Here is a 13,682-nt window from a genome sequence, read left to right as displayed (position 1 = left end):
CTCCAGCCAACCTCGAACCAAGCCTTCTCCAACCCTTCAGGAACTGTAGAGCCGGACATGCCGACCCCTTCGAAAGACACCACGGTCTATGCCGCGCCGGTGATGCGTAAACTGGCGGAAATCGTTTCCGATCTACAGCCGTCACTGCGCAAGGTGGCGGATTTTATCCTGCGTCACCCGCTAAGGGCCGCGACGCTGACCATCGAAGAAATGGCCCATGAAACCTCCACCTCGCCGGCCGCGGTCAATCGTCTGGCCAAGGCACTGAACCTGGGTGGCTACACCGGCATGAAGGCCGAGCTGGTCGCAACGTTGCAGCAGATGGTGTCGCCGGTCGACAAACTGCGCAACGAACTGGCGCATCGTCCCGGCGGTGCGTTTGGCCTGCATGAACAAATCCAGAGCGCCACCAGCAACCTCGCCACGGCAGCCACCAACAACCACGCCGACACCTTTGAAGCGTTCGTCACCCGCCTGATCGAAGCGCGCAAAATTTACATCCTGGGCTTTGGCAACAGCGTCTACTTCGCAGGCCTCGCCGCCTCGACCCTGATGCCCTTCTGTGCAGACGCCACCGCCATCAGCATGGAGGGCGGCAACGAAAACGCCGCTTACCGCCTGGCCGCCATCACCGATCAGGATGTGTTGCTGGCGATCTCCCTGCCGCGCTATTCCCTCGATACCCTGCAACTCGCCCGCTTCGCCAATGAGCGCGGCGCCTCGGTGCTGGCGATCACCGACTCACCCGCATCGCCGCTCACCAGCATTGCCGAACACGTGCTGTTTGCCCCCGCCGACCATCCGGTGATGACCAGCTCCAACATCGCCGTACTCGCCTTGATTGAAGGTTTGGTGGCGGGTGTGATGGCGCGCAATAAAGAAGCGGTCAAGCTGGCGACCGAGCTGACCGAGAGCGTGATGTCTTATTTGCATATTCCTGCCAGCAGCAAATCGTCGAAGAAGTGATATCTGACAGGGCTTGCCCCATGGGCAATCTGGAAACCCAAAACCGCCCGGCTTTCGTGGACCGGGCGGTCTTGGGGCTGTCTTGCGACAACTCGTTCAGGACTGTGCCTCAACCTCCCGGGTACAGCCATTGCGCAACTCTGACGCCAACGTCTGTTCGTCCAGCGCCCCTTCCCACTTGGCGATGAACAGCGTGGCGACACCGTTGCCGATGACGTTGATCAACGCCCCGCCTTCGGAAATAAACCGGTAGACCCCAAGCACCAACACCAACCCGGCCGCCGGAATCACATCCAGGCTGCCAAGGGTGGCCGCGAGGGTAATGAACGCACCGCCGGTGACGCTGGCCGCGCCCTTGGAGGTCAGCAACAGAATCAACAACAGGGTGACCTGGTGCCACAGGTCGAGCGGGATATCCAGCGCTTGGGCGATGAAAATCGCCAACACTGTCATGTTGATGCAGCTGCCATCGAGGTTAAAACAGTATCCCGAAGGCACCACCAATCCCACCACCGACTTCTCGCACCCCAGACGCTCGAGCTTGCCCATCAACCGAGGCAAGGCTGACTCCGAAGATGAGGTGCCCAACACCAGAAACAGCTCATCGCGGATGTACTTGAGAAACTGCCACAGGCTGAAACCGGCCAGGCGCGCGACCAGGTTGAGAATCACGAACACAAAAAACAGCGCCGTCACGTAATAGCAGATCAGCAAGTTGCCATACGCCCCCAGGGAGCCGACACCGTACTTGCCGATCGTAAAGGCCATGCCGCCGAAGGCCCCCAGCGGCGAGACATACATCACGATCTTGACCATGCGGAAGAACGCCTGGGCTACCAGATCGATCAGGCTCAGCAACGGCTTGCCGGCAGCACCGAGCATCTGCAAGGCGAAGGCAAACAGAATGGAAATGAACAACACCTGGAGAATATCGCCCTCAGCAAAGGCACCGAACACGGTACTGGGCACGATATGGGTGAGAAAGCCCACCACACTCTGTTCATGGGCCAACTTGCTGTAGCTGTCGATGGCATGGCCGTCGAGGGTCGCCGGGTTGATGTGCATGCCCGTACCAGGCTGCATCAGGTTGACCCCGATCAGCCCGATCACCAGCGCCAGGGTGGTCAGCACTTCAAAGTACAGCAACGACTTGAAGCCGACCCGGCCGATGCGCTTGAGGCTCTGCATGCTGGCAATGCCACTGACCACGGTGCAGAAGATGATCGGTGCAATCAGCATCTTGATCAGCTTGATGAACGTATCGCCCAGGGGCTTCATTTCTTCGCCGAGACTGGGATAGAAATGACCGAAGATGATGCCCAGCACAATCGCCAGCAGCACCTGCACATACAGGTGGCGGAACACTCGGCGCAGGCGTGAATGGCTCGGCTTTTTTTCGGCAATCGAGGGTGTAATTGTTGTTGTCATGATGGCTTCCTCGCAGGCGTGATGCATTTCCCCAGGTAGCCGACCGCCACATCGGTGCACGACCGATCGCCTGGGAAAGAGTGTTCGGGGGAATGATTACTTCTGGATGTACTCGGAAATCTCGATCAGGTTGAGATCGGGATCGCGCAGGTACACCGAGCGAATGGGCCCCCGGGCCCCGGTTCGGGTCACCGGACCTTCCACCAGCGGCCAGTTCACCGTTTTGAGGTGGGCGATGACTTCGTCCAGTGGCGCGCTGGCGATAAAGCACAGGTCCAGGGCCCCTGGCACGGGCACGTGGGCCTTGGGTTCGATTTCATGACCGCGCACGTGCATGTTGATTTTCTGGTTGCCGAACGTGAAAGCCACCCGGCCCTCGCCGAATTTCTCCAGGTGCATGCCCATCACCTCGGTGTAGAAATGAATGGTCGCTTGCGGGTCGGTGGCAGTCAGGACGATGTGGTCGACGTGGTCGATCATCCCAACCACCGGAGCACCTGGCGGCACGATGACGGCGGCCACGGCAGGCGTTACCTGCAGCAATGCGCCCAGGGACAGCGCGGCAATGAACAACGAGACAAACTGACGGACCGGTGTGATTGTTATTGTTTTCATGAGTGGACCTTCTTGTTGGGTGGTGGAGCCTTCACGACACGAGGTTGATCAGGTTCCCCGAGTGGTAGCCCAGCAGGTTGCCAAGGATGCCGTCGGCCAGCCGTTGCAGGCTGCTCTGGCTGGCCCAGGCCACGTGGGGCGTGACGATCAGGTTGGCGTGGCGGCTATTGAGCAAAAGGTGGTCGGCCGGTGGTGGCTCCTGGCAAAGCACATCGAGGGCCGCGCCACCGAGGCGGCCGCTGTCCAGCGCATCGAGCACCGCCGCTTCGTCCACCAGCGGTCCGCGAGCGGTATTGATCAGCAACGCGCCGGGTTTCATCTGCGCCAGTTCCAGGGCCCCGATCAGGTGTCGGGTACGCTCGGTCAATGGACAGTGCAGAGAAATCACGTCGCTTTGCGCCAGCACCGTTTCAAAGGACTGGTACCCCTTGCGCACCGGGACCACGCCACGGTGTTCGGCAAACAGCAACTGCATGCCCAGGGCGCTCGCCAGACGCGCCGTAGTCAAGCCGATACCACCTCGGCCGATGATGCCCAACACGCTGCCCTGAACATCGCGGATCGGCGCGCGATGGACGCAGAAATGCCGCGAATCCGGCCAGTCCCGCAGCGCCGCAGCCTGGTAAGCAAACAGCTGTCGACGCAGGGCGAAGATTGACGCGATCACCGACTCGGCGACGCTTTGTGCCGAGTAGGCCGGGACGTTACACACCGTCACGGCAAAATCACGGCAGGCCGCCAGATCAATGCAGTCGTAACCGGTGGCCGCGACGCAGATGAAGCGCAGGTTCGGCAGTTGCTCAAGTTCGGCCCGGCCGATGCGCACCTTGTTGGTGATCACTGCATCGGCACCCCGTGCAGCGTCCACCACCTGGTCCGGCGCCGTGTCGGGGCGGTCCTGCCAGTCGGTGACCCAGGCTGGGCGAGCGATACTTACGGGCAGGCTATCGCTATCAAGAAATACCACTTTCATGCTGCACGCTCCGGCTGGACGGGTTCGGAAATCTCGATCAGGTTCAAGTCCGGATCACGCACATATACCGAACGTATCGGCCCGGTGGCACCGGTACGCAACACCGGGCCTTCGATGATGGGCCAGTCGACACGGGCCAGGTGCGCAATCACTTGGTCCAGTGGGATCGAGGCGATAAAACACAGGTCCAGCGCTCCCGGCACCGGCAAATGCGCCTTGGGCTCGAACTCGTGGCCACGCACGTGCAGGTTGATTTTCTGCTGACCGAAAGCGAACGCCTTGCGCCCACCGGCAAAGGTTTGCACCTGCATGCCCATGACCCGCACGTAAAAATCCTCGGCAGCCACGGGGTCGATGGTGGTCAGCACTAGATGGTCGAGATGATCGATCATGAGTGCAGCTCCTGGGCTCGGGCCGACGGCACCTGTTTTTCCAGGCTGGCGACATGGGCGGGTATCGGGTGCAAGTCCAGGCGTTTGCCGGCCTTGAGGATCTGGCTGGGAATGTCGTGGCCGACCAGACCCGGCAACTGCGCGGCAACTGCCAGCACCCGGTCCAGATCAACCCCGGTGTTGAAGCCCATCAACTGCAGCATGTGCAACAGGTCTTCGGTGCACACATTGCCGCTGGCCCCCGGCGCATAAGGGCAACCGCCCAGGCCGCCAAGGGACGAATCGAAACGATCGACCCCGGCCTCGATGGCCGCCAGCGCATTGGCCAGGGCCATACCACGGGTATTGTGAAAATGCAGGGTCAGCTGCAGCGCCGGAAAACGCTCACGGACGGCCCGGGACAGCATCTCGACCTGACTCGGGTACGCCATGCCGGTGGTGTCACACAGGGTCACGCCGCGAGCTCCCAGCTCAGCGAAGCGCTCGACCCAGTGCAACACCTCCCCCACCGGAACATCGCCCTGCATCGGGCAGCCGAATACTGTCGACAACGACACGTTGATCGCCACCGGCCCCTGACCGATCACGCTGACCACTTCGCTGAGCTGGGCAAACGACTGCTCGCGGCTCATGCGCAGATTGGAACGGTTGTGCGGCTCGCTGACCGACATCACCAGGTTGGCTTCATCGATGTTGCACGCCAGGGCTCGTTCGGCACCGCGCACGTTAGGCACCAGCACGGTGTATTCCACCGCCGGGTTGCGGCGGATCCCCTGCATCACTGCCTCGGCGTCGCGCAGTGCGGTAATGGCCTTGGGCGAGGTGAACGAGGTGACCTCGATCTTGGCGAAACCACACTGGCTGAGGGCGTCGATCATGGCGATCTTGTCGACGGTTTCAATAAAGCGCGCTTCATTCTGGAAGCCGTCACGGGTCGCGACTTCCTGCAAGAAAAGACGTTGCATGTTGATTCTCCGGTTCAAATGATGCCGCGTTGGCGCCAGTCGGCTTGCTGCGCAGCGTCGATGCCGAGCTCGCCAAGAATCTCGGCGGTGTGCTGACCCAGGGTCGGCGCCGAGCGAGTCACGCTGCCAGGCGTGGTACCCAGCTTGGGGACGATGCCGGGCAAGGTCACCGGCGTGCCGTCGTCCAGCTGGCTGTCGAGCAACATGTCGCGCGCCCGGTAATGCGGGTCCTGGGCAATGTCGGCAGCGTTGTAAATCCGGCCGGCCGGGATGCGCGCCTCGGTCAGGATCGACAAGACTTCGTCGAGGCTGAGCCGCGCGGTCCATTCGGAGATGGCGGCATCGATGCGCTCAACCTGCAACACTCGGCCGTGGTTCTGCGCGAGCGCTGGATCAGCCCCCAGATCACGGCGACCAATCACCTCCATCAGGCGTTGATAGATGCTGTCGCCATTGCCGGCGATCAAGGCAAAACCACCGTCACGGCAGCGATAGGCATTGGTCGGCGCGATACCCGGCAAACTGCTGCCGGCGGGCTCACGAACGGCATTGAACACCGAGTACTCGGGCAACAGGCTTTCCATCATGTTGAACACCGACTCGTACAGCGCCACGTCGATCTGCTGGCCGTCACCGCCGTTCTGCTCGCGATGACGCAGGGCAAGCAGAATCCCGATCACCCCGTGCAAGGCCGACAACGAGTCGCCGATGGAAACGCCAACCCTGACCGGGGTCCGCCCGGGCTCGCCGGATAGATGCCGCAACCCGCCCATCGCTTCACCGATCACGCCAAAGCCGGGACGGTCACGGTAAGGCCCGGTCTGGCCGTAACCGGAGACCCGGAGCATGACGAGTTTCGGATTCAGCACATGCAGCGTGTCCCAACCCAGCCCCCAGTTTTCCAGAGTCCCTGGGCGAAAGTTCTCTATCAGTACATCCGCGTCGGCCAGCAACTGGCGCACCACCTGTTGGGCTTCAGCCTGGCGCAAATCAAGGGTCAGCGAGCGTTTGTTGCGCGATTGCGCGGCCCACCAGACGGAAGTACCGTCATGCAGCAAGCGCCATTTGCGCAATGGGTCACCGGTGACCGGAGGCTCGATCTTGATCACGTCGGCGCCAAATTCACCGAGCATTTTCGCCGCAAATGGCCCGGCAATCAGTTGACCGAGCTCCACGACCTTGACACCTTGCAGAGGTAACCTCATGACGTTTCCCGTTCTTGTTGAGTACTTGTGGCATGGATAATCGACACAAACCGGGCAGATGAAAATTTCATATTTCGCCACTACTCTTTCCAGAATGGAAAACCTTGGATCCTCTTGATGATCAATCCCCTGCATTTCGATCTGCTGTCATTGCGCCTGCTGATCTTCGCCGCCGAATCCGGCAACCTGACCCGTGCCGCCGAAAAGGCCAACATGACGGTCTCGGCGGCCAGCAAACGGTTAGCCGAGCTGGAGCGAACCACCCAGTGCCCACTGTTCGTGCGCCTGCCAAGGGGGCTCGAACTGACCGCCGCGGGACAAGGGATCGTTGAACATGCCAGAACGATTCTGGAAGGCGTGAACCGGATGGCGTGCGACGCCAGCGATTACGCGGTCGGGGTGCGCGGGCATGTGCGGCTGTTCGCCAACACTTCCGCCGTCGTCCAGTTTCTGCCGGACGACCTCGCGTCTTTCCTGCGCGCCAACCCGAACGTGCGTATCGGGCTGGAAGAAGCACTCAGCGAACCGATTATTCAAGCCGTGGAGAACGGGCGCGCCGACATCGGCATTTTTGCCGACAACGTACCGGCCGAGGGCCTGTACAAACTGCCCTATCGTGACGACCGACTCGTGCTCCTGGTGCCGGTCGGCCATGAACTGGCGAATGAGCGCAGCGTGTCCTTTGCCGACACGCTTGGCTTCGATTATGTCGCGCTCAACCAGGGCAGCTCGTTGCTGCGCAGAATCACCGATGCCGCCGTGAGTGCGGGCAAGATCCTCAAGGTCCGGATTCAGGTCAGCAGCTTCGACGGCATCTGTCGCATGATCGAAGCCGGCTTGGGCATCGGGATTTTACCGTTGTCATCCGTGCGTGCCGAATTGCTCGGCAGCCGTCTGATTGCTGTCGACTTGAGCGATGACTGGGCGCACCGCACGTTGTTCGTGGGGGTTGCGAGTCAGGCGCAACTGACCCCGGAAGCGGCCAAGTTGTTCGAGTATCTGAGCAGCGTGCATGGCTGACCTTGCCGCAGGGTCGGCACTGTTCTTTTCACACCAGCCGAATGAGCAGCAAGACCAACAGCACATTCAATACGGCCAACGAACTCAAGCCCGCAAGCACTCCGCCAGCGCCCCAGGTCTGCAACAGATAACCGCCCGCGAGGGGAGTCAAGGCTTGTCCAATGAGCGAAGGCCGAGCCATGCGCCCCATCAGCAAAACATAATGGGTGGGCGACATCAGGGTCAGTGGCAGCAGGCCTCGAACGATCGCCCGCAAACCATTACCCGCGCCGTAGATCACCAGGCCCACTGCGGTCATTGCCGGCGCCATGGTCACCAACAACAGGCCGATTGCCACGAATACCATGCAGATCAATGTCGTCCAGATAGGATGTCTCTTTCGCGAAAACACCTGTAGAACACGTGAACCCACCTGGCTTGGCCCCAGCAAGGCGCTCAGTCCGATGGCGGCTGCAAGTGAGTAGCCCTGCCCCTGCAACAATGAAATCAGCTGGACAGACATCGCCGTCATGATCACTGCACCCAACGCAAAAATCAGTGTGAGCAGCAAGTAGATCCGCCGGTCGATCGAGAGGCTTTCATCACTCATGGCATGGCTTTTTGCGAGTGGCCCCGCGCCCCGCGCCAGCACCCAGAGATAAAGCGGTGCCACGGCAATGACCAATAACGCCCCGTAAGCCAAGCACGTCGTGCGCCAGCCAACGTGCTCGATGACCAACGCAACCGCTGGCCATGACAGCGTTGTCGCAAACCCTGAAATAAGCGTGATCCCGGTAATCGCACTGCCCGCCCGCTCCCCGTACAGAGAACCTAAAGCGGCGAACAACGCTTCATACAGCCCCAGCGCCATACCGACGCCAATTACTGCCCAAGACAAAAGAAACATCGGCAACGAGGTCGAGCTCGCCATCAGAAACAACCCGATGGCGACGCCCAGGCCGCTACTGGCAAGGATGGGGCGGCCGCCGTAGCGGGCGATAAGCCGGCTGGTCAATGGCGCCAGCATTGCAGAAACCAGAATGCTCAGAGACAGCGCGCCATACACCCATTGGCTGGCCCAGCCGGTCTCTTTCATGATTGGATCAGCCATGACGGCCATCAAGAAGAACGAACCTCCCCAGACCAGAACTTGCAGCATCCCCAATATAAAAATGCCGAATACGCCAGGCAGTCGCGTTTGATGGTTCAAGACAGTGTCATCAGTGGTGAGAAAAAAGCAGAAGTCGTGAGCAGCTGCGCAACAACGGGTAGGGGCTAATAGATTGGCCGATGGCTCAAAGCATGTGCCCGGCCCAGATTTTGCGATTGACCAGATCGGCTGCAATTTCGATAAAGGCATCCCCGACAAATTTCGCGGCCGGGCTGACGCGCCTGTCCGCGGGAAAGACCAGGACCAATTTACGCATGGGAGCGGGGTCGACCAACGGTGCCGCACTGAGCACGCCCGCTTCGATTTGCGCGTAAATCGAGGCCAACGGCAAAGCGGTCAAACCGAAGCCATTGCGAACCAGGTCGATCATCGCGCCGAAGGAATCGGCTTCAACGCTGGTCTTGAGCTTGATCCCGACTTCACGCGCACAGTTATCCAGAATCACCCGAAGGCCATGTCGCGCGCTGGGCAATACCAACTGTTGCTCGGCCAGCGACGCGAACGACACCGGCGTATCAAGCCGCAGGTTGGCGTTGGCAGGGCCGACCAGCAGCAGGTTTTCCATCATCACCGGCACGATACGCAGCGTGTGCAGGGGTTGCGGATCGTAGGAAATCGCCAGTTCCAACTCGCCACGCTGAACCCAATCCAGCAGGTAGCCGCTGAAGGCCGAGGAAAACCTGATGCCGAGATTCGGATGCGCCTCTTTGATCTTGCGCACCAGAGGGACGGTGACGATTTCCGCGACCGTCGGCGTTGTCCCGATGACCACCGTTCCCCGAAAAGAGGTTTTTCCGCCCACCACTGAGCTTCGGATGGATTCCATTTCTTCCATGATTCGGGTGGCATGGGCCAGCACTTCGCGGCCGGCCTCGGTAATTTCCATGCCTCGCCCATGTCGGTCGAACAGGTAGGTGCCGAGTTCCTTTTCCAGTAACCGGATTTGCCGGCTCAGGGCCGGCTGCGCGATGTGAAGACGATCCGAGGCCTTGCTGAGACTGCCCAGCTCGGCCACATGAATCAGGGTCTTGAGTTGAACGACATCCATTACCAGGCCAGTCAGCATCGGGCTCGGCGCGATATGCGTCGAAAGTGTTGTGAGTGTAATCGCATTTGCGCACCTTGGAATGCCTCGCCAACCGTGTATCGCGAGGCCTCAAGACTTGCGAGTCGGCTGTATCCCCCAGCGCGCCGGGGCTGCATGCCAAGCTATAGAATTCAGGTATATCAGTTAGGCCTGCCTGACGGCTTATTAGCCTCCTGACTCTGCGGTAGCGTGCAATCAACGTCGGCGCCAAAGAGCGTCCGACTCACTACAAGAATAAGATTCGAGGGCTCGCGCCATGATGTTCAATGCTTCGTCTTACCTGACCTGTCCGGCTTCCCCGGGCCACGTACAGCTCGCCATGCTCGTGCATCCTCCCTCCCCTTTCTCTTCAGTAAACCCGGCCATGAACGGGTTCACGCCTCTTCGTTAAACCCGACAACCCATCGAGCCCGTCACGTCGGACACGCATCAGCGTGCTCCTCGTATCGCCTCGCCTTGAAGAAAGGGTGAACAGCATGTCCGCATCAAACACAGACGCCAAAGACCACGCTGGCGAAGCCGCTCCGATGAGAGCGCCGAACCGCGTCAAAGCCATCATGGGTGCCTGCTCGGGCAATCTGGTGGAGTGGTACGACTTTTTCATTTACGCCTACACCGCCATCTATTTTGCCGCTTCGTTTTTCCCCAAGGGGGACACCACCAGCCAGTTATTGTCGACTGCGGGTGTCTTCGCCGTCGGCTTTTTCATGCGCCCGCTCGGCGGCTGGATCTTCGGCTGGATTGCCGACACCCGTGGCCGCAAGGTGTCGATGATTATCTCGGTGTTCATGATGTGCGCCGGCTCACTGCTGATCGCCGTCATGCCCACCTACGCAACCATAGGCGTCGCGGCACCGATTCTGCTGGTGGTGGCCAGGCTGATTCAGGGCCTGTCCGTCGGCGCGGAGTACGGCACCGGCGCCACCTACATCAGCGAAATCGCGACACCGGGACGCCGCTGTTTCTATGGATCGTTTCAGTACTTCACCATCATTGCCGGGCAGCTGCTGGCCTTGATGACCGTGGTCATTCTCCAGCAAACCCTGACCGGCGAAGAGTTGCGCGAATGGGGCTGGAGGATTCCGTTCTTCATCGGCGCCGTGAGCTCGATCGTGGTGGTGTATCTGCGGCGGGCCATGCATGAAACCGCGACCAAAAAAGACATGAACCGCAAAGATGCCGGCTCTCTGCGCGGCATGTTCAAACACAAACGGGCGGTCGCCCTGGTAGTGGCGTTCACCATAGGTGGCTCGCTGTACTTCTATACCTTCACCACCTACATGCAGAAATTCCTGGTGATCTCCGCAGGCTTCAGCCCGGAAACGGTGAGCTTCATCATGACCGCCGCCCTGGTCGGCTTCATGCTCTGCCAACCGCTCTTTGGCCTGCTCGCTGACCGTATCGGGATCAAGGCGCACATGCTGATGTTTTCCGGGTTCGCCATGTTGCTGGTGATCCCCCTGCTCTATTCATTGCAGTCGGTCAGCAGTCCGTTCATGGCGTTTCTACTGGTGTTTGGCGGGCTGGCCATCGCATCGCTCTACACCCCGATCGCCGGGATCGTCAAAGCCGAACTGTTTCCACCTGCCGTACGCGCGTTGGGCGTGGGCTTTCCGTATGCCGTCGGCAATGCGGCATTCGGTGGCACTGCCGAGTACGTCGCCTTGTCGCTGCGATCCCAGGGGATCGAGGAGTATTTTTTCTTCTATGTCGCAGCGGTAGTGACCATCACCTTCATCGCCGCGATGTTGATGCCGAATCTGTCTCGCTACGGGTACATCAGCGGTTCGGGTGAAGTCGAAGAGCGCACCGGGCTCAAGGGTTATTCAAAACCGAGCGCTGCCGGGGTCTGACCAAGAAATTTGAGCGCCAAAAGTCCTGTGGGAGCGCGCGGTGCCGCGATCCCACAGGTTCTGCGCCCTGTTTTGTTATTGCGCAGTGCTCGCCTGGAAATCGGCGATCTGTTGCCACATCGCGATCGGGTTGGAATACATCGGGAAATGCCCACACTCGGGAATGGGCGCCAGCCGCACACCTTCAGCCTGGATGTGTGGCAAGTAGGACAATGACGCGTTCTGTTCGCCGTACATGAGCATGCGCGGGCACTTCAACCCGAGGAATTTGCCCATCAGGTCGGCGTTATCGGAGAGGTCGACCATCGACTGGAAAATGCCTCGCACCGCACCGGCACGCACCTTGTGCCGCAAGCTCGCGGAATAGAGTGCGCTGGCATACGCCGGAGCGTGTCGGGCACGCTCGATGAAAGCGGCGAAAAACGCCTCGGGATCGTCGCTCGGGTAGTCAACGATCTGCCGGCTGAGGAAGCAGTCTTCCGGGGCGATATTGCCCTCGATATCGACAAAGCTGAGCACCCGATCCGGGAACTGATGGGCCAGCATCAGCGCGGTCAGCCCGCCCATCGAGTGGCCGACCAGATGGAAGCGCTCGATACCGAAATGCGCCAGCACCTGCAGCGCCGTCTGCAACAAAAAGGGAATGGAAATCCTGGAAAGGTCACTGCACTGGCTTTCACCGCAACCCGGTGCGTCGTAAGCGATGAAAGGGTGACCGGCAAACGCGGGCTGATGCACGATATCGGCGTAGTCCTCCTTGGTCGAACCAAACCCATGCAGGAACACAATCGGCGCCAGCACGCCGTCGCGATGGATGGCGGCCACGTTCAGTTGGACACCCTCCACCGTCAGAGGGAGTTGCACGTGAGTGAACGTTTCTGGTGAGGGCACGATATTGGACTCCTTGAGCGAAAAGGTTGCGCCGAGCCTGGGTTGCCGGCGGCCAGGCTCGCAATTTCAAGGGAATCGGGTGTTCTGTAAAATCCTGATTGAGGAAGGCTTTCATAGGCCAATCCTATCAATCGGTGTTCACACACAATCCCTGGGCCAACTCACGCCTTGGCCCGGAACCGGGCAACGACGTCCTCCACCACCGGGTTGGGTCGATCGGCATTCCAGGCCACTGCGGTGGTCACGACATTGAGCTTCTGGCTCAGCGCTCGAAACACAACGTTGTCCGGCGCCAGTTTTTTCAGTGACGCCGGCACCAGTGCGATGCCTTGGCCATAGCTGACAAAGGCAATTTGCGAAGCGACGGAACGCACTTCATGCAGCACCCTAGGGGAAAACCCGCTGGCCCGGCAGGTTGCGATCAGATTGTCGAAGTACACCGGGCTGACCTTTCGGGAAAACATCACCAACGGCTCGTTGGACAGACTGGACAGACTGATGCGTGTGCGCGAAGCCAAGGGGTGATCACTGGGCAGCGCCACCACCAGGCGATCCTCCAACAGCGGCAGTGAATGGATCGAAGCGCCAAGATCACCGTCCAGCCGGGCGAAGGCCAAATCGATGTCGCCGGCCTCCAGCGCCGGGACGGCTTCGACGCTGTCGATTTCGCGCACGGACACGGTGAGGTGCGGGTAATCGTTCTTCAGCTGCTCGATCAGCCCCGGCAACACATCGAACATCGCCGTGGAAATTGCACCAATGGTCAACATCCCCGACTGCCCCGCCACCGCCTCCTCCACGGCGAGTTCCAGACGCTCCAGTTGGTCGGCGAACTTGCGCACCGCCGGCAGGATCGCGGCGCCAACAGGGGTCAGTTTCGCCCCGCGTCGCGAACGGTCGAACAGCTTGACCTTGAGCGCCTGCTCCAGCACCTGGATCTGCTCGCTCAGCGGTGGCTGGGACATGCCCAGCCGTTTGGCCGCGCGGCCGAAATTCTGTTCTTCGGCCACCGCGAGGAACAGCCAGAGATGACGAATCAGACGAAAATTGATCATGATTAATCCATAGGTTTAGCGTATCCAACGCTTCTGTGATTCGTAATATACCTATCAAATGCTCTCGCTGACACTGGGCGCC

The 13,682-nt window shown here is 60.2% G+C and carries 13 protein-coding genes; 3 read left to right on the top strand and 10 right to left on the bottom strand.

Going from position 1 to position 13,682, the window contains the following annotated elements:
* Window positions 1–57 precede the first annotated feature (57 nt).
* On the top strand, window positions 58–966 hold the full coding sequence (locus LOY36_RS09005; protein ID WP_007940239.1) for a MurR/RpiR family transcriptional regulator: 909 nt from the start codon (window positions 58–60) through the stop codon (window positions 964–966).
* 96 nt (window positions 967–1,062) lie between these two features.
* Here the strand turns inward: LOY36_RS09005 and LOY36_RS09000 are convergent, their stop codons facing one another.
* The 6 genes from LOY36_RS09000 to LOY36_RS08975 all read right to left on the bottom strand — a co-directional run bounded on the left by LOY36_RS09000 (window position 1,063) and on the right by LOY36_RS08975 (window position 6,544).
* Entirely contained in the window at window positions 1,063–2,394 is a 1,332-nt protein-coding gene (locus LOY36_RS09000; RefSeq protein ID WP_258672967.1) for a dicarboxylate/amino acid:cation symporter, read from the bottom strand.
* A gap of 96 nt (window positions 2,395–2,490) precedes the next feature.
* Window positions 2,491–2,874, bottom strand: a complete 384-nt coding sequence (locus tag LOY36_RS08995) for a VOC family protein (protein WP_026345858.1) — start codon at window positions 2,872–2,874, stop codon at window positions 2,491–2,493.
* 166 nt (window positions 2,875–3,040) lie between these two features.
* Window positions 3,041–3,982 carry a D-2-hydroxyacid dehydrogenase gene (locus LOY36_RS08990; protein ID WP_258672966.1) on the bottom strand — a complete coding sequence of 314 codons (942 nt, stop codon included), beginning with the start codon at window positions 3,980–3,982 and terminating at the stop codon, window positions 3,041–3,043.
* The gene (locus LOY36_RS08985; RefSeq protein ID WP_007995886.1) at window positions 3,979–4,374 is read right to left on the bottom strand and encodes a VOC family protein; all 396 of its coding nucleotides are present in this window, start codon (window positions 4,372–4,374) and stop codon (window positions 3,979–3,981) included. Before LOY36_RS08985 ends, LOY36_RS08990 begins: the two co-directional genes overlap by 4 nt.
* On the bottom strand, window positions 4,371–5,339 hold the full coding sequence (locus LOY36_RS08980) for a hydroxymethylglutaryl-CoA lyase (protein WP_019649572.1): 969 nt from the start codon (window positions 5,337–5,339) through the stop codon (window positions 4,371–4,373). Before LOY36_RS08980 ends, LOY36_RS08985 begins: the two co-directional genes overlap by 4 nt.
* Before the next feature lie 14 nt (window positions 5,340–5,353).
* Complete coding sequence (locus LOY36_RS08975) at window positions 5,354–6,544, bottom strand: CaiB/BaiF CoA-transferase family protein (RefSeq protein ID WP_258672965.1); 1,191 nt, start codon at window positions 6,542–6,544, stop codon at window positions 5,354–5,356.
* 117 nt (window positions 6,545–6,661) lie between these two features.
* Here LOY36_RS08975 and LOY36_RS08970 point away from each other — a divergent pair, with 117 nt between their 5' ends.
* A complete protein-coding gene (locus tag LOY36_RS08970; protein WP_258672964.1) occupies window positions 6,662–7,564 on the top strand; it encodes a LysR family transcriptional regulator in 903 nt (300 codons plus the stop codon).
* Window positions 7,565–7,592: 28 nt separating this feature from the next.
* On the opposite strand, the gene LOY36_RS08965 is transcribed toward LOY36_RS08970, so the two are convergent.
* Complete coding sequence (locus LOY36_RS08965; RefSeq protein WP_258674157.1) at window positions 7,593–8,702, bottom strand: MFS transporter; 1,110 nt, start codon at window positions 8,700–8,702, stop codon at window positions 7,593–7,595.
* 136 nt (window positions 8,703–8,838) lie between these two features.
* Window positions 8,839–9,780 carry a LysR substrate-binding domain-containing protein gene (locus tag LOY36_RS08960; RefSeq protein ID WP_258672963.1) on the bottom strand — a complete coding sequence of 314 codons (942 nt, stop codon included), beginning with the start codon at window positions 9,778–9,780 and terminating at the stop codon, window positions 8,839–8,841.
* A 497-nt stretch (window positions 9,781–10,277) separates the two neighbouring features.
* Here LOY36_RS08960 and LOY36_RS08955 point away from each other — a divergent pair, with 497 nt between their 5' ends.
* Window positions 10,278–11,654 carry an MFS family transporter gene (locus LOY36_RS08955; RefSeq protein ID WP_309475236.1) on the top strand — a complete coding sequence of 459 codons (1,377 nt, stop codon included), beginning with the start codon at window positions 10,278–10,280 and terminating at the stop codon, window positions 11,652–11,654.
* Between the two features lie 75 nt (window positions 11,655–11,729).
* On the opposite strand, the gene LOY36_RS08950 is transcribed toward LOY36_RS08955, so the two are convergent.
* Window positions 11,730–12,545, bottom strand: coding sequence for an alpha/beta fold hydrolase (locus LOY36_RS08950; RefSeq protein ID WP_204124442.1), 816 nt, complete (start codon window positions 12,543–12,545; stop codon window positions 11,730–11,732).
* A gap of 161 nt (window positions 12,546–12,706) precedes the next feature.
* Entirely contained in the window at window positions 12,707–13,600 is an 894-nt protein-coding gene (locus LOY36_RS08945) for a LysR family transcriptional regulator (protein WP_258672962.1), read from the bottom strand.
* Between the last annotated feature and the right edge of the window lie 82 nt (window positions 13,601–13,682).

Origin of the sequence: Pseudomonas sp. B21-019, from assembly GCF_024749225.1 — a bacterium.
Taxonomy (GTDB): domain Bacteria; phylum Pseudomonadota; class Gammaproteobacteria; order Pseudomonadales; family Pseudomonadaceae; genus Aquipseudomonas.
Note: the sequence above shows the minus strand (reverse complement) of the source record. Positions and strands in the feature narration are given on the sequence as shown.